This window comes from Streptomyces sp. NPDC044984 (assembly GCF_040646935.1).
Classification (GTDB): Bacteria; Actinomycetota; Actinomycetes; order Streptomycetales; family Streptomycetaceae; genus Streptomyces.
The window spans coordinates 158,616-173,142 of the sequence record NZ_JBEZBE010000009.1 but is presented as its reverse complement, the minus strand read 5'-3'; the positions used below and the strand labels follow the sequence as shown (position 1 = coordinate 173,142).

Here is a 14,527-nt window from a genome sequence, read left to right as displayed (position 1 = left end):
ACCTGACCACGTCCGAGGAGAACCCCGTGAACGCGTCCACCCACCCCGTTCTCGTCCGTGCCGATTCCGCCGAGACGCTGCAGGACGGAGCCACCAGCCTCATCACCCTGCTCGCCGACTCCGATCGGACCCAGGGGGCGCTGACGGCCAACCGGGCCACCCTGCGCGAGGGTTCCCCGGGTGCTCCCGCGCACTTCCACACCAGGGCGACCGAGATGTTCTTCGTGCTCGGCGGCAGCCTGCGAGTGCTGCTCGGCGACCGGATCGTCACCCTGGAGCAGGGCGACTTCGTGACGGTGCCGCCGCGGCTGCCGCACGCCTTCGCCCCGGCCCGGGGCGAGGAGGCCGACGTCCTGGTCGCCTTCACCCCCGGTATGGACCGCTTCGACTACTACCGTCTGCTGGAGCGCGTGTACCGGGGGGAGGCCACCGTCGAGGACATCAAGGCCTGCTCCGAGCGGTACGACAACCACTACTGCGCCAGCCCCCTCTGGCAGGCGGAGCTCGCCGAGGGCTGACCGGCCGCGGGGGCGGGCCTGTCCGCGCCCGCGGCAGGACGCGCCGTCGGCAGGACGCGCCACCGGCAGGACGCGCCGTCGGCAGAGCGCGTCGACGAGCGGTGCGGGCGTGACTCCCCGGCCGCCGGCGGCGGTCAGTCCCGCTTGCGCAGGCGCCGGTCCAGGGCCAGGGACAGTTCCGCGTCCACCACGCTGCGGGCCAGCGGGCGCAGGCGGTGGAGGGCCTCCTCCGGGGCGTGACGGAGGATCAGGCCGGCGAAGAGGTCGGCCAGCGCGTCGGCGTGGACGCGGGCCTCCGCGCCGGTGCGGAGCACCTCCCCGAGCGGGATGCCCTCGCGGACCAGGGCCGACGACACGTCCAGCAGGCGCCGGCTGATGTGGACGATCTCCTCGCCGTCGACGCCGAGGTAGCCGAGGTCCAGTGCGGCGGCCAGGTTCTCCGGGGTGACCTCCCCGGAGAAGTGGTCGGCGAGTTCCTCGGGGGTGAGGCGGACCGGGGTCTCCTCGGTGGGGGTGTCCATGCCGAGGAGTTCGCCGACGTCGCGGCCGTGGTCGAAGGCCTCGGCGAGTTCCGCTATGCCGTTCAGGGTGTGGCCGCGTTCCAGGAGCGCCGTGATCGTGCGCAGCCGGGCCAGGTGGTGGTCGTCGTACCAGGCGATGCGGCCCTCGCGGCGCGGTGGCGGGATCAGCTTGCGCTCGCGGTAGAAGCGCAGCGTGCGCACCGTGATGCCGGCCAGCCGGGCCAGCTCGTCCATGCGGTACTCGCGCCGCTCACCGGGTACTTCGCTGTCTTCCGCCACGTCTGAAGCCTAGGACGTACCGGCGGTAACTTTCCTCGCGCGCCCCCTACCCATCAGTAGGGAGCTGCTCTACGCTCCCCATTGCGCCAGTGTTCACTGGCGGAGTTCTGAGCGATGCGTGGAGGCTTCGGGATGGCCGAGCACGAGCACGAACACGAGCACGAACATGTACGAGTGGCGGTGGTCGGGTCCGGATTCGGCGGGCTCGGGGCCGCCGTGCGGCTGCGGCGCGAGGGGATCACCGACTTCGTCGTCCTGGAGCGGGCGAGCAGTGTCGGCGGCACCTGGCGAGACAACAGCTATCCCGGGTGCGCGTGCGACGTGCCGTCGCACCTGTACTCGTTCTCCTTCGCGCCCAATCCCGACTGGCCCCGCTCCTTCTCCGGGCAGCGGCACATCCGCGCCTACCTGGAGCACGTCACCGACGTCTTCGGCCTGCGGCCCCACATCCGCTTCGACTCGGAGGTGAAGCGGATGGCGTGGGACGGCGAGCGGATGCGGTGGGAGATCGAGACCAGCAGCGGGAATCTCAGCGCGGACGTGGTCGTCTCCGCCACCGGGCCGTTGTCCGAGCCCAGGCTCCCGGACGTCCCCGGACTCGACACCTTCCCCGGCAAGGTGTTCCACTCCGCCCGGTGGGACCACGACTACGACCTGCGCGGCAAGCGGGTCGCCGTGGTCGGCACCGGCGCCTCGGCGATCCAGATCGTGCCGGCCGTCCAGCCGCTCGTCTCGCGGCTCACCCTCTTCCAGCGCACCCCCGCCTGGGTCCTGCCCCGCGTCGACCGGCCCATCAGCGGCGCCGAGCGCGCCCTGCACCGGGCGCTGCCCGTCACCACCAAGCTGCGCCGCGGACTGCTCTGGGGCATCAGGGAGCTGCAGGTCCAGGCGTTCACCAAGCACCCCGGCGAGCTCGGCTTCGTCGAGCAGCTGGCCAAGCGCAACATGAGCCGTGCCATCAAGGACCCGGCCCTGCGCGCCAGGCTCACCCCCGACTACCGCATCGGCTGCAAGCGGATCCTGCTGTCGAGCACGTACTATCCGGCGCTCGCGCAGCCCAACGTCGACGTCGTCGCGAGCGGGCTGAGCGAGGTGCGCGGGTCGACCGTCGTCGGTGCCGACGGGAGCGAGGCCGAGGTCGACGCGATCGTGTTCGGGACCGGGTTCCACGTCACCGACATGCCCATCGCCGAGCGGGTCGTCGGGGCGGAGGGGAAGACCCTCGCCGAGAGCTGGGCCGGCGGGATGCAGTCCCTGCGCGGCGCGGCCGCCGCCGGGTTCCCCAACTGGATGACGATCATCGGGCCCAACACCGGCCTCGGGAACTCCTCCATGATCCTCATGATCGAGTCACAGCTGAACTACCTGGCCGACTACCTGCGCCAGCTGGACGTCCTCGGTGGCCGGGTCGCCCTCGACGCCCGTCCCAGCGCCGTACGGGCCTGGAACCACCGGGTGCAGGAGCGGATGAAGCGCACGGTGTGGAACACCGGCGGCTGCACCAGCTGGTACCTCGACGAGAGCGGGCGCAACACCACCATCTGGCCCGGTACGACGAGTGAGTTCCGGCGGGAGACCCGGCGGGTCGACCTCGCCGAGTACGCCGTGCTCCGCAGCGTCCCGGCCGCGGCGGCGGACACCCGGGAGAACACCGAGGTGACCGCGTGAGCCGCATCGCCCACGTCGTCTCCGGGCCGTACGCCCCGCCCGCCGCCGCCCGTGAGCTGACCGCCCGCTCCGCCGACGGCGCCCGGCTGCACGTCGAGGTGCACGGCCCCGAACGGGCGCCCGCGGTCGTCCTCGCCCACGGCTGGACCTGCTCCACCGCCTTCTGGGCGGCGCAGATCCGCCGACTGGCCGCCGACCACCGGGTCATCGCCTACGACCAGCGCGGCCACGGACGCACCCCCGCGAGCCCGGTGTGCAGCACCGACGCGCTCGCCGACGACCTCGAGGCCGTCCTCGCCGCCACCCTCGCGCCGGGGGAACGGGCCGTGGTCGCCGGGCACTCCATGGGCGGGATGACGGTGATGGCCGCAGCCGGCAGGCCCGCGTTCCGCGCGCACGTGGCCGCCGTCCTGCTGTGCAGCACGGGCAGTTCGCGGCTGGTCGCCGAGTCGACGGTGCTGCCGCTGCGGCCGGGGCGGGTGCGGGCCCGGCTGACCGGGCGCGTCCTCGGCTCCCGGGCCCCGCTCGGACCGGTCACGCCGCTCGCCCGCCGGATCCTCAAGTACGCGACGATGGGCCCCGCTTCCGCCCCGGACATGGTGGAGGCGTGCGCCCGCATCGTGCACGCCTGCCCGCGCGCGGCGCGCCACGCCTGGTCGCGCGTGCTCGACGGGCTCGATCTCGACCACTCCCTCGCGGAGTTGCGCGTACCGGTCGAGATCGTCGCCGGCGGCGCGGACCGGCTCACCCCGCCCGTGCACGCCCGGTCGATCGCCGCCGCGCTGCCCGACTGCCGCGGCGTCACCGAACTCCCCGGGATCGGCCACATGACACCGGTCGAGGCGCCCGATCTGGTCACCGGGAAGATCCGGGCCCTGGCCGCCGCCCACATACCCGCCGTACCCGCCGTACCCGCGGCACCCGCCGTACCCGCCGTCGAGGAGAGCGCATGAGCAGGGTCAGTCTCGAAGGAAAGGTCGCCGTCGTCACCGGAGCGGCGCGCGGGGTGGGGGAGTTGCTGGCGCGCAAGCTCTCCGCGCGCGGGGTGCGGGTGGCGCTGGTCGGGCTGGAGCCGGACGCGCTGAAGGACGTCTCCGCGCGGCTGCACGGCGACAGCGACCACTGGTGCGCGGACGTCACCGACCACGAGGCGATGGCCCGGGTCGCCGGGGAGGTCCGGGAGCGGTTCGGCCGGGTCGACATCGTGGTCGCCAACGCCGGTGTGGCGACGGGCGGTCCGTTCGCCGACTCCGATCCGGAGTCCTGGCGGCGGGTGATAGAGGTGAACCTGATCGGATCGGCGGTCACCGCGCGGGCGTTCCTGCCGCTGCTCGTCGAGAGCCGGGGCTACCTGCTCCAGATCGCCTCCCTCGCGGCGATCACCCCGGCGCCGATGATGACGGCGTACTGCGCCTCCAAGTCCGGTGTGGAGGCGTACGCGCACGCGCTGCGGGCGGAAGTCGGGTACCGGGGCGTGAAGGTGGGCGTCGGGTACCTGTCGTGGACCGACACCGACATGGTGCGCGGGGCCGATCAGGACGACGTGATGCGGGAGTTGCGGCAGCGGCTGCCGTGGCCGGCCGACAAGACCTATCCGCTGGGGCCCGCGGTGGACCGGCTGGTGGCCGGCATCGAGCGGCGGGCGAGCCATGTGTACGGGCAGTGGTGGCTGCGTGGGATGCAGGGCGTGCGCGGGTGTCTGCCCGCGGTGATCGGGACCGTGGGGCAACGGGAGATGCGGCGGTTCGGAGACCGGCTCGCGGGTGTCCGCACGGGGTTGGTCGGGGCGGGCGGCAACGCCGACGAACAGCACCGGAACACGGTCCGTGACTGATCGACATGCGGGGGGTGACGGGCCGTGTGAATCTGGTCGGGCAAGTTCCCCCACCCCACAACGGGAGTGAACCCACATGGGTATGAAGGACCAGTTCCAGGAGAAGTCCGAGCAGTTCCAGCAGCAGGCCAGGCAGCGTGCCCAGCAGGGCAAGGAGCAACTGCAGAACCGCGGCCGCCGTCGGGACGAGGACATGGACGAGCAGCGGCGTCGACGGGAGTCCGAGGAGCGCTTCGACCAGGACTACGACGTCTGACGTCGAGCACTGAGGACGTCTGAACGCGTCTGAACGCGTCGTGCGCCGCAGTGGAAGGGGTGCCCTATGGCGAAGGGGCACCCCTTCTCACGTCCGGGGCGGCAGCTTCGGCCGGGAGCGGTCGGGCACGTCGCGGTAAGTCGGAGGCGTCGCCGGGGGGTTGGACTCCAGCAGGTCCAGGGCGAGCCGTACCGCGTCGTCGAGCACCGCGTAGCGGCCCTCGGCCCAGTCCAGCGGGGTGCGCAGCGCCTCCAGGTCGGGTTCGACGCCCTTGTTCTCCACGGACCAGCCGTACGCGTCGAACCAGGCCGCGTTCATCGGCACCGTGATCACCGTGCCGTCGCCGAGCCGGTGCCGGCCGGTCATGCCGACCACCCCGCCCCAGGTGCGCTGGCCCACCACCGGGCCGAGACCGAGCAGTTTGAACGCGGCGGTGATCATGTCGCCGTCGGAGCTGGTCGCCTCGTCCGCGAGGGCCACGACCGGTCCGCGCGGGGCGTTGGAGGCGTACGAGACGGGCTGGGCGTCGCGGGTGAGGTCCCAGCCGATGATGGTGCGGGTCAGCTTCTCGACGACGAGTTCGCTGATGTGGCCGCCGGCGTTGCCGCGCACGTCCACGATCAGCGCGGGACGTGACATCTCCCTGCGCACGTCGCGGTTGAACTGGGCCCAGCCGGAGCCGCCCATGTCGGGGATGTGCAGATAGCCGCACCGGCCGTCGCTCAACTCCCGTACCACCGCGCGGCGTTTGGTGACCCAGTCCTGGTAGCGCAGCGGTGTCTCGTCGATGAGCGGGACGATGGCGACCCGTCGGGGCGGGCCGTCGCCCCCGGCGGGGGCGAACGTCAGCTCCACCGTCGTACCGCCCGCGCCGGCGAGCAGCGGATATGGGCCCGTGACCGGGTCCACCGGGCGGCCGTCGACGTGGGTGAGGACCGCGCCCTCGCGGATGCCGGCGCCGGCCAGCGGGGAGCGGGCGCGGGAGTCGGAGGAGTCGCCGGGCAGGATCCGCCTGATGGTCCAGCCCTCCTCGCGGGGTACGAGGTTGGCGCCGAGCAGGCCCTGGCGGCGCTGGTAGTGCGGGGGGCCCTCGTTGCGGCGGGCGGCGGTGACGTAGGCGTGGGAGGTGCCGAGTTCGCCGAGCACCTCGCGCAGCAGGTCCGCGAACTCGTCGGGGGTGGCGACCCGTTCGACCAGTGGGCGGTACTGCTCCAGGACCGCGTCCCAGTCGATGCCGCACATGCCCGGATCCCAGAAGTAGGCGCGGATCAGCCGCCCGGCCTCCGCGTACGCCTGGCGCCACTCGGCGGCCGGGTCGGCCACGTGCAGGATGCGGCGGGCGTCGATCCACACCGTGGAGTCGCTGTCGCCGGGCTCGGTGGCGGGCACCGCGCGCAGCTCGCCCTCGTCGACCACGACCAGCCGGGTGCCGTCGCCGCTGACCGCGAAGAAGTCCAGGTCCGCGACGAGTTCGGACTTCTTCGCCTTGCCGATGCCGAAGTGCTCCAGGGTCGGGCGGCCGCTGACGTCGTTCGGGTTGGCGAAGGTCTCGCCGAGCGCGCCGGAGATCGGCCAGCGCAGCCACACCAGGCCGCAGCCCGCGACCGGGTACAGCCCCGAGTACTTGGAGGCGGCCACCGGGAAGGGGGTGACCCTGTTCTCCAGGCCCTCCGCCTCGACGGTCACCGTGCCGCCCTCGCCGCCCTCCTCGGCGTCCTCGCGCTCGACCGGGTCCAGCCCTCCGGCGGCGGGGCGGCCCTCGGGGTTCAGCGCGAACGGGGAGGGGGTCGCCGAGGACAGCGGCACCAGGTACGGGCGGCAGCCCAGCGGGAAGGACAGGTCGCCGGTGTGCACGTCGTACACCGGGTCGAAGCCGCGCCAGGACAGGAAGGCGAGGTAGCGGCCGTCGCGGGTGAAGACCGGGTTCTCGTCCTCGAAGCGGCCGTTGGTGACGTCGAGGACCAGCCGGTCCTTGATCCGGGCGAGCTTGATCTGCCGCAGCGACCGCCCGATCACCGGATGGGACCAGGCCAGCCAAGCCCCGTCGGGGGAGAAGGCCAGGTCGCGCACCGGCCCGTTGCCGGAGTGGATCAGCTCGGTGACCTCCCCCCGGCCCTCTTCGCCGGTGTCGACCAGCAGCAGCCGTCCGTCGTGCGCGGCGACGGCCAGCCGCTGCCCGTCGGGGTCGGCCGCCGTCTCCAGCACCCGGCCCAGCTTCCCGGCGGCCAGCCGCCGGGGGGCGCGCTGGCCGGTCGCCCGGGGCAGGGAGGCGATCTCGATCGCGTCCTCGCCCTCGGCGTCCGTCACGTACGCCACCTGGTCGCCCGCGCCGAGCATCTCCGGCAGCCGGACCCGTACGCCCGGGGTGTCGGTGAGGGTGCGCGCGGGACCGTCGCGGTGGGTGAGCCAGTACAGGCTGCCGCGTACGACGACGGCGCTCGCGCGGCCGGTCTCGTCGACCGAGATGCCGTCGAGGTGGCGGGCGGCGGGCACCTGGTAGGGGCGCCGCCCGGGGCGCGGCCCGCTCAGCGTCACGTCGAGCCGGCGCGGGGCGGCGCCGGGGGACAGGTCCTCCACGAGCCACAGGTCGCCGGCGCACTGGTAGACGACCCGGGTGCCGTCGCTGGCGGCGTGCCGGGCGTAGAAGGAGTCGTGGTCGGTGTGGCGGCGCAGGTCGGAGCCGTCGTACGCGCACGAGTAGAGGTTGCCGACGCCCTCGTGGTCGGAGAGGAAGGCGATCCGGCCGGCGACGAACATGGGGGAGTGCAGATGCCCGTCGAGGCCGTCGAGGAGCCGGTGCCCGTGCAGCCAGAGCCTGCCCGTGGCGCCGCCCCGGTAGCGCTTCCAGGAGGCCGGTTCGTGCGGCGGGGTGCCGGTGAGCAGCAGCGACCTGCGTTCCCCGGCGATGTCGGCGACCTGGATGTCGGAGACCGGGCCCCAGGGCAGTTTGCGGCCCGGACTGCCGTCGCAGGCGAGCTTGTAGGCCCAGGTGAAGTACGAGAAGGGCTCGCCGTGCGAGGCGACGGCGAGGATCTCGGCGTGGCCGCCCTCGTCGGGGGGCGCCCAGCCGCAGACCCGGGTGTCGGAGCTGCCCCAGTAGGTGAGGCGCCGGCCCGGTCCGCCGTCCACCGGGACGAGGTGCACCTCGGGGTCGAGGCTGCGCCAGCTCGTGTACGCGATGTGGCGGCCGTCGGGGGAGAAGCGGGGGTGGCCGAGCTTGGTGCGGTCGACGGTGAGCCGCCAGGCGCGGCCGGGGCCGTCGAGCGGGGCGAGCCAGAGGTCGTCCTCGGCCACGAAGCACAGCAGGTCGTCCTTGAGGTGGGGCAGACGCAGATAGCTCACCCTTCCCATGCTTTGCCGGGGTCCGGACCCCGGCAACTTATGAGTAACCGACAACCGTGACGCAGACCACGAACGAAACCGTTTCGTTTCGTTAGCGGGGTGGGGTACCTTCGTCCTGTACGAAACCGTGTCGTTCTCTTTGACGCGGAGGACACCGGAGCGGAAAGGTGGACGGTATGAGCGAAGTAGCGACGACGCGTCGAAGCCGGATCACCCCCGAGCGCGAGGCCGAGCTGTACGGGGCCGTGCTCGACCTGCTCCGCGAGGTCGGCTACGACGCCCTCACCATGGACGCCGTGGCCGCCCGCACCCGGTCCAGCAAGGCCACCCTCTACCGCCAGTGGGGCGGCAAGGCCGAGCTGGTGGTGAGAGCGATGCGCAGCCAGAAGCCCGGCGGCATCGCCGACATCGACACCGGGACCCTGCGCGGCGACCTGCACACCATCGTCGGCCGTGAGGACGACTGCGCCATGGAACGGAACGCCGCCCTGATGCGCGCGCTCGCCATGGCCGTCCACATGAACGACGATCTCCGCCAGGCGTTCAAGGAACTCCTGGTCGAACCGGAGATGGAGGAGTTCCGGCGGATGATCCGGCGCGCGGTCGACCGGGGCGAGATCAGCCCCGGCAACCCGGCGCTGGACTACATGGTGCACATGCTCGTCGGCGCGTTCGCCACGCGGACGCTGATCGACGACCTGCCGCCCACGCGGGAGTTCCTCACCTCGTACATCGACGCCGTGGTGCTCCCCGCCCTCGGCGTGCCCCTTCACTGACCGTCCCCTCAGTCAGCCACCACCTGACGTCACCGCTCACGTCGTCGGGCTGATCACCCCTGCCCCGAAGCAACCACGACCTGACCGGGAGTACGCCCTCGTGGCCACTTTCCTCTATCGACTCGGCCGGTTCGCCTTCAGGCGACGGCACCTCGTAGCCCTGTTCTGGGTGGCGCTGCTGGCGCTCGCGGGCGCCGGAGCGGCCGGCGCCCCCGCGGCCGGCAACTCGTCCTTCTCCATCCCCGGCACCGAGGCCCAGAAGGCCTTCGACCTGCTGGAGGAACGCTTCCCCGGCTCCAGCGCCGACGGGGCGACCGCACGCGTCGTCTTCAAGGCGCCGGCCGGCGAGAAGATGACCGACGCCGACCACAAGAAGACCGTCCAGGCCACCGTCGACACCCTCGGCGACGGCTCCGAGGTCGCCGGCGTCACCGACCCGTACCAGGGAGGCGGCGTCAGCCAGGACGGCACCGTCGCCTACGCCTCGGTGACCTACAAGGTCTCCGGCATGGAGCTGGAGGACGCCTCCCGCGACGCCCTGGAGGGCGCCGCCGAGGACGCCCGCGACGCCGGGCTGACCGTGGAGATCGGCGGTGACGCCCTCCAGGCCGTCCCGCACACCGGAACCGCCGAGATCATCGGCATCGGCGTCGCCGCGGTCGTCCTCGTCATCACCTTCGGCTCGCTGCTCGCGGCCGGACTGCCGCTGCTCACCGCCGTCATCGGCGTGGGCATCGGGGTCTCCAGCATCACCGCGCTGGCCGGCACGCTGGACCTCGGCTCCACCACCTCCATCCTGGCCAGCATGATCGGCCTCGCGGTGGGCATCGACTACGCGCTGTTCGTCGTCTCCCGCTACCGGGCCGAACTGGCCGAGGGCCGCGAACGCGAGGAGGCGGCCGGCCGGGCCGTCGGCACGGCGGGCTCCGCGGTGGTCTTCGCCGGCCTGACCGTCGTGATCGCCCTGGTGGGCCTGTCGGTCGTCAACATCCCGATGCTGACCAAGATGGGCGTCGCCGCCGCCGGCACGGTCGCCCTCGCGGTCCTGATCGCCCTCACCCTGATCCCCGCCCTGCTCGGCTACGCGGGCCGCCGGATCCGTCCGGCCGGCGAGAAGGGCAGGCTGTTCGGCGGCGGCCGCGCCGCGAAGAAGCCGCAGCGCCCCAACATGGGCACCCGCTGGGCGAGCTTCGTCGTCCGCCGCCCGGTGGCCGTCCTGCTGCTCGGCGTCGTCGGTCTGGGCGCCGCGGCCGTCCCGGCGGCCTCGCTGGAACTGGGCCTGCCCGACGACGGCTCGCAGCCGACGTCCACGACCCAGCGCCGCGCCTACGACCTGCTCTCCGAGGGCTTCGGCCCCGGCTTCAACGGGCCGCTGGTGGTCGTGGTCGACGCGAAGGGCGCCGGTGACCCGCAGGCGGTGTTCAAGGGGGTCGGCGACGACATCAAGGACCTCGACAACGTCGTGAACGTCAGCCCGGCGCAGCCCAACAAGGCCGGCGACACGGCGACGATCACCGTCGTCCCCGACGCCAAGCCCTCCTCGGTGACCACCGAGGACCTGGTGCACGACATCCGTGGTGCCGCCGGCACCGACTTCGTCTCGGACGGTGAGGCCGACGTCCTGGTCACCGGCGCCACGGCGATGAACATCGACGTCTCGCAGAAGCTCAACGACGCCCTGGTGCCCTACCTGATCCTGGTGGTCGGGCTGGCGTTCCTGCTGCTGATCGTGGTGTTCCGCTCGATCCTGGTCCCGCTGAAGGCGGCCCTCGGCTTCCTGCTGTCCGTCATGGCGGCCCTCGGCGCGGTCGTCGCGGTCTTCCAGTGGGGTTGGCTGTCCGGCCTGATGGGCGTCGAGGAGACCGGCCCGATCATGTCGATGATGCCGATCTTCATGGTCGGCGTGGTCTTCGGACTGGCCATGGACTACGAGGTGTTCCTCGTGACCCGGATGCGGGAGGCCTACGTCCACGGCGAGAAGCCCGCCCAGGCCGTGGTGACCGGCTTCAAGTACAGCGCACGGGTGGTGACCGCAGCGGCGGTCATCATGATGGCGGTCTTCTCCGGCTTCATCGGCTCCAGCGACTCGATGGTCAAGATGATCGGCTTCGGCCTCGCGGTCGCCGTCCTCTTCGACGCGTTCGTCGTCCGCATGGCGATCGTCCCGGCGGTACTGGCCCTGCTCGGCGAGAAGGCCTGGTGGCTGCCGAAGTGGCTGGACCGCGTCCTGCCCAACGTGGACGTCGAGGGCGAGGGCCTGCGCACGGAGGACGACCGGAAGGACGAGGACCGGGAACTCGTCCGGGCCTGACGGCCTGGACGAACGCAGAACCAGCCGGTGAGGGCTCCGTGGGGACGGGGCGCCCTCACCGGCTTCCCTCTGCTCCCGGAATGCGGTCGCGTGTCCTCTGCACCGACCGCTAGCGTGCTCCGCATGACGACAGCCGCCACTGACGCCGAGGGCTCCGGGGCCCACCCACGATTCGCCGAGGCCCTGCGGGACCTGGGGCTCGGGGACGTGATTTCGCAGGTCCGCCGCTTCCCCGAAGCGACCCGCACCGCCGTCGAGGCCGCCGCCGCGATCGGCTGCGAGCTCAGTCAGATCTGCAAGTCCCTGATCTTCACCGCCGACGGCGTGCCGGTGCTGGTGCTCATGGACGGGGCGTCCCGTGTCGACCTCGACCGGGTCCGGGAGGAACTCGGCGCCGCCAAGGTCACTCGCGCCAAGGCCGACGTCGTACGCGAGACCACCGGGTACGCCATCGGCGGCGTGCCGCCCTTCGGCCACCGCACGAGGACCAGGGTCCTCGCCGACCGCTCCCTCCTCGATCACACCCTCGTGTGGGCGGCGGCCGGCACTCCGTACACCGTCTTCCCGATGGAACCCAAGACGCTGATCGCCCACGCCGGCGGCAACCTGGTGGACGTGCGCGAGCGCACCCCGTGACCCCCCTGGTGACCGCGGCCGTCCTGCTCGCCGCGGTCACCCACGCCGGTTGGAACGCCATCGCGCACCGGATCACCGACAAGCTCGTCGGGGTCACGCTGATCTCCGGCGGCGGGCTGCTGATCGGGCTGGCGCTGGTGCCGTTCGTGCCGTTCCCGGCGGCCGGGGCGTGGCCGTACCTGCTCTGCTCGGCCGCGATCCACATGGCGTACTACGCGCTGCTGATGACGTCCTTCCGGCTGGGCGACTTCGGCCAGGCGTACCCCATCGCCCGCGGGAGCGCGCCCCTGGTGGTCACGGTCCTCGCCGCCGTGTTCGCCCACGAGGTGCCCGACGGCTGGGCCGCCGCCGGGATCGCCCTGTCCTGCGCGGGCCTGACCGGCGTCGCCCTGTGGGGACTGCGCGGGCGCCGGCCCGACTGGGCGGCGGTCGGGGCGGCCCTGGCGACCGGCCTGACCATCGCCGTGTACACCGTCGTCGACGGACTCGGCGTGCGGGCCTCCGGTTCGCCGTTCGGCTACATCGCCTGGCTGATGGCGATCCAGGGTGCGGCGATACCGGCGTACGCCCTCTGGCGCTGGCGGCGGGAGACGGGCGCCCGGCTCCGGCCGCACGCGGGTCTCGGCCTGCTCGGCGCCGCGCTGTCCGTCGCCGCGTACGCACTCGTCCTGTGGGCCCAGACCCGCGCGGCCCTCGCTCCCGTCGCGGCACTGCGGGAATCGTCGATCATCGTGGGCGCGGCCATCGGGGCGCTGTTCTTCAAGGAGCGGTTCGGTGCCCCGCGGATCGCCGCGGCCGGGCTGCTGGTCGTCGGGATCGGGCTGATGCTGCGCGCGGGGTAGAAGTGGATTCCCGGTGCACGGAAGGGTGCGCGGGCGCGGTGTGAGGCGCACTCTGGAATGAGAGATTCCGGAGGTGATCCTCATGATGCACACCGCAGTGGGATGGCACGTGGACCTGGAATTCGAGGAGGACGACCGGCAGACGCGCGCCGCCGCGCTGGTCCGGCTGCCCGACGGGACCGAGGTACGGGCCAGCGGCCACGCGAACCGGCACCACACCGACGCGAATCAGCCACGCGTCGGGGAGGAGATCGCCGGCGCACGCGCGCTGAACGAACTCGCCATGCAGATGCTGACCAAGGCGCACGGCGAGATCGACGACGCGTCGGGCCGCATCTCGCACCCGATCCACGTCTAGGCGGAAAGGGCCTGCCGTACCGCCCGTATCAGCGCCTGGGCCCTGGGGTCCGCCGTCACCGTCCTGCGGAAGCCGTTGGTGACATAACCGAAGGCGATGCCCGACTCCGGGTCGGCGAAGCCGAGGGAGCCGCCGCGGCCGGGGTGACCGAAGGAGCCCGGGGCCAGGAAGGGGGAGGCGCCGCCGTGCAGCATGTAGCCGAGCCCGAAACGGGTGCTGACGACCAGCACCCGGTCGGGGCCCGCCGACTCCTCGGCGCGGGCGAGTTCGACGGTGGCCGGTGCGAGGAGGCGTACGCCGTCGACCGGGCCGATCAGTGAGGCGTAGAAGCGTGCCAGTCCGTCCGCCGTCGCGATCCCGTTCGCGGCGGGCAGGGCCGCCGCGTGGAACACCGGGTCGTTCTGGTCCGGGAAGGGCGTGATCGCCGCGAAGGCGCGGCGGGTGAGGGAGGACGGGTCGGCGTAGGCGTCGGTGACCGAGCGCTTGGGGCGGGCGCGGAGCGTCCCGGACGGCGTGGGCGCCTCGATCCCGCCGACCGTGCCGACGCGGTGGGCCTGCGCGTCCGGCAGCCCCACCCACAGGTCCAGGCCCAGCGGCCCGGCGATCTCCGACGCGATCCACTCGCCGGAACCCCGGCCGGTCACCCGGCGCACCAGCTCGTCGACCAGCCAGCCGTAGGTCAGCGCGTGGTAGCCGTGGTCGGTGCCCGGCTCCCAGACGGGGGCCTGCGCGGCGACCGCCTTGGCGGCCCGCACGGGGTCGGCCGCCTCGGCCAAGGTGAGCGGACGGTCGAGGACCGGGAGCCCGGCGCGGTGGTTCAGCACGTGCCGGACCAGCAGCCGCTCCTTGCCGTGCGCCTTGAACTCCGGCCAGTACTGGCCGACCGGCGCGTCCAGGTCCAGCTCGCCGCGCTGGTGCAGCAGCAGGAGCACGGCGGCGGCGACGCCCTTGGTCGCCGAGCGCACGACCTGCGCGGTGTTCCGCCGCCAGGGTTCGGTGCCGTCGACGTCCTTCACCCCGGCCCACAGGTCGACGACCTTGCGCCCGTCCCGGTACACGGCGACGGCCGCGCCCCGGTCCCCGAGCGCCTCGAAGTTCCGCGCGAACGCCTCCCCGACCGGCTCGAAGCCCTCGGCCACTGTGCCGTGCACGTCGACGTCCACGTCCCTGTCGGTCCTTCCGCTCG

General features: G+C 72.7%; 13 protein-coding genes. 10 read left to right on the top strand and 3 right to left on the bottom strand.

The window, feature by feature from the left end; genetic code table 11:
- Nucleotides 1-26: 26 nt before the first annotated feature.
- Entirely contained in the window at nt 27-518 is a 492-nt protein-coding gene (locus AB0A94_RS12800; RefSeq protein ID WP_361743031.1) for a cupin domain-containing protein, read from the top strand.
- 134 nt (nt 519-652) lie between these two features.
- On the opposite strand, the gene AB0A94_RS12795 is transcribed toward AB0A94_RS12800, so the two are convergent.
- Nucleotides 653-1,273 carry a MerR family transcriptional regulator gene (locus AB0A94_RS12795; RefSeq protein ID WP_217129886.1) on the bottom strand — a complete coding sequence of 207 codons (621 nt, stop codon included), beginning with the start codon at nt 1,271-1,273 and terminating at the stop codon, nt 653-655.
- Nucleotides 1,274-1,450: 177 nt separating this feature from the next.
- Here AB0A94_RS12795 and AB0A94_RS12790 point away from each other — a divergent pair, with 177 nt between their 5' ends.
- The 4 genes from AB0A94_RS12790 to AB0A94_RS12775 all read left to right on the top strand — a co-directional run bounded on the left by AB0A94_RS12790 (nt 1,451) and on the right by AB0A94_RS12775 (nt 5,076).
- Complete coding sequence (locus AB0A94_RS12790; RefSeq protein ID WP_361743028.1) at nt 1,451-2,986, top strand: NAD(P)/FAD-dependent oxidoreductase; 1,536 nt, start codon at nt 1,451-1,453, stop codon at nt 2,984-2,986.
- Nucleotides 2,983-3,939 (top strand): alpha/beta hydrolase, encoded by a 957-nt coding sequence (locus AB0A94_RS12785; RefSeq protein ID WP_361743025.1) that lies wholly within the window; start codon nt 2,983-2,985, stop codon nt 3,937-3,939. Before AB0A94_RS12790 ends, AB0A94_RS12785 begins: the two co-directional genes overlap by 4 nt.
- Complete coding sequence (locus AB0A94_RS12780; RefSeq protein WP_361743022.1) at nt 3,936-4,820, top strand: SDR family oxidoreductase; 885 nt, start codon at nt 3,936-3,938, stop codon at nt 4,818-4,820. Before AB0A94_RS12785 ends, AB0A94_RS12780 begins: the two co-directional genes overlap by 4 nt.
- A 76-nt stretch (nt 4,821-4,896) precedes the next feature.
- Nucleotides 4,897-5,076, top strand: coding sequence for a hypothetical protein (locus AB0A94_RS12775; RefSeq protein ID WP_361743020.1), 180 nt, complete (start codon nt 4,897-4,899; stop codon nt 5,074-5,076).
- A gap of 87 nt (nt 5,077-5,163) precedes the next feature.
- On the opposite strand, the gene AB0A94_RS12770 is transcribed toward AB0A94_RS12775, so the two are convergent.
- Nucleotides 5,164-8,418: a S41 family peptidase gene (locus AB0A94_RS12770; RefSeq protein WP_361743017.1), complete on the bottom strand. Its 3,255-nt coding sequence runs from the start codon at nt 8,416-8,418 to the stop codon at nt 5,164-5,166.
- Nucleotides 8,419-8,594: 176 nt separating this feature from the next.
- Between AB0A94_RS12770 and AB0A94_RS12765 the strand changes: the two genes are divergently transcribed.
- The 5 genes from AB0A94_RS12765 to AB0A94_RS12745 all read left to right on the top strand — a co-directional run bounded on the left by AB0A94_RS12765 (nt 8,595) and on the right by AB0A94_RS12745 (nt 13,341).
- Nucleotides 8,595-9,194: a TetR/AcrR family transcriptional regulator gene (locus AB0A94_RS12765; RefSeq protein ID WP_361743014.1), complete on the top strand. Its 600-nt coding sequence runs from the start codon at nt 8,595-8,597 to the stop codon at nt 9,192-9,194.
- Nucleotides 9,195-9,294: 100 nt separating this feature from the next.
- Complete coding sequence (locus AB0A94_RS12760; protein WP_361743011.1) at nt 9,295-11,505, top strand: MMPL family transporter; 2,211 nt, start codon at nt 9,295-9,297, stop codon at nt 11,503-11,505.
- Nucleotides 11,506-11,628: 123 nt separating this feature from the next.
- The gene (locus tag AB0A94_RS12755) at nt 11,629-12,141 is read left to right on the top strand and encodes a YbaK/EbsC family protein (protein WP_361743008.1); all 513 of its coding nucleotides are present in this window, start codon (nt 11,629-11,631) and stop codon (nt 12,139-12,141) included.
- Nucleotides 12,138-12,983, top strand: a complete 846-nt coding sequence (locus tag AB0A94_RS12750; protein ID WP_361743005.1) for an EamA family transporter — start codon at nt 12,138-12,140, stop codon at nt 12,981-12,983. The genes AB0A94_RS12755 and AB0A94_RS12750 overlap by 4 nt, the downstream gene beginning before the upstream one ends.
- An 82-nt stretch (nt 12,984-13,065) precedes the next feature.
- A complete protein-coding gene (locus tag AB0A94_RS12745) occupies nt 13,066-13,341 on the top strand; it encodes a DUF1876 domain-containing protein (protein ID WP_361743002.1) in 276 nt (91 codons plus the stop codon).
- On the opposite strand, the gene AB0A94_RS12740 is transcribed toward AB0A94_RS12745, so the two are convergent.
- Entirely contained in the window at nt 13,338-14,504 is a 1,167-nt protein-coding gene (locus AB0A94_RS12740; protein ID WP_361742999.1) for a serine hydrolase domain-containing protein, read from the bottom strand. The two genes, AB0A94_RS12745 and AB0A94_RS12740, sit on opposite strands and share 4 nt — an antisense overlap.
- Nucleotides 14,505-14,527 lie beyond the last annotated feature (23 nt).

What these genes read in the sequence shown, in the direction of transcription:
- AB0A94_RS12795 (WP_217129886.1), bottom strand. Translation starts at nt 1,273, where the DNA reads ATGGACGAGCTGGCCCGGCTGGCCGGCATCACGGTGCGCACGCTGCGC.
- AB0A94_RS12790 (WP_361743028.1), top strand. Translation starts at nt 1,451, where the DNA reads ATGGCCGAGCACGAGCACGAACACGAGCACGAACATGTACGAGTGGCG.
- AB0A94_RS12780 (WP_361743022.1), top strand. Translation starts at nt 3,936, where the DNA reads ATGAGCAGGGTCAGTCTCGAAGGAAAGGTCGCCGTCGTCACCGGAGCG.
- AB0A94_RS12775 (WP_361743020.1), top strand. Translation starts at nt 4,897, where the DNA reads ATGGGTATGAAGGACCAGTTCCAGGAGAAGTCCGAGCAGTTCCAGCAG.
- AB0A94_RS12765 (WP_361743014.1), top strand. Translation starts at nt 8,595, where the DNA reads ATGAGCGAAGTAGCGACGACGCGTCGAAGCCGGATCACCCCCGAGCGC.
- AB0A94_RS12755 (WP_361743008.1), top strand. Translation starts at nt 11,629, where the DNA reads ATGACGACAGCCGCCACTGACGCCGAGGGCTCCGGGGCCCACCCACGA.
- AB0A94_RS12745 (WP_361743002.1), top strand. Translation starts at nt 13,066, where the DNA reads ATGATGCACACCGCAGTGGGATGGCACGTGGACCTGGAATTCGAGGAG.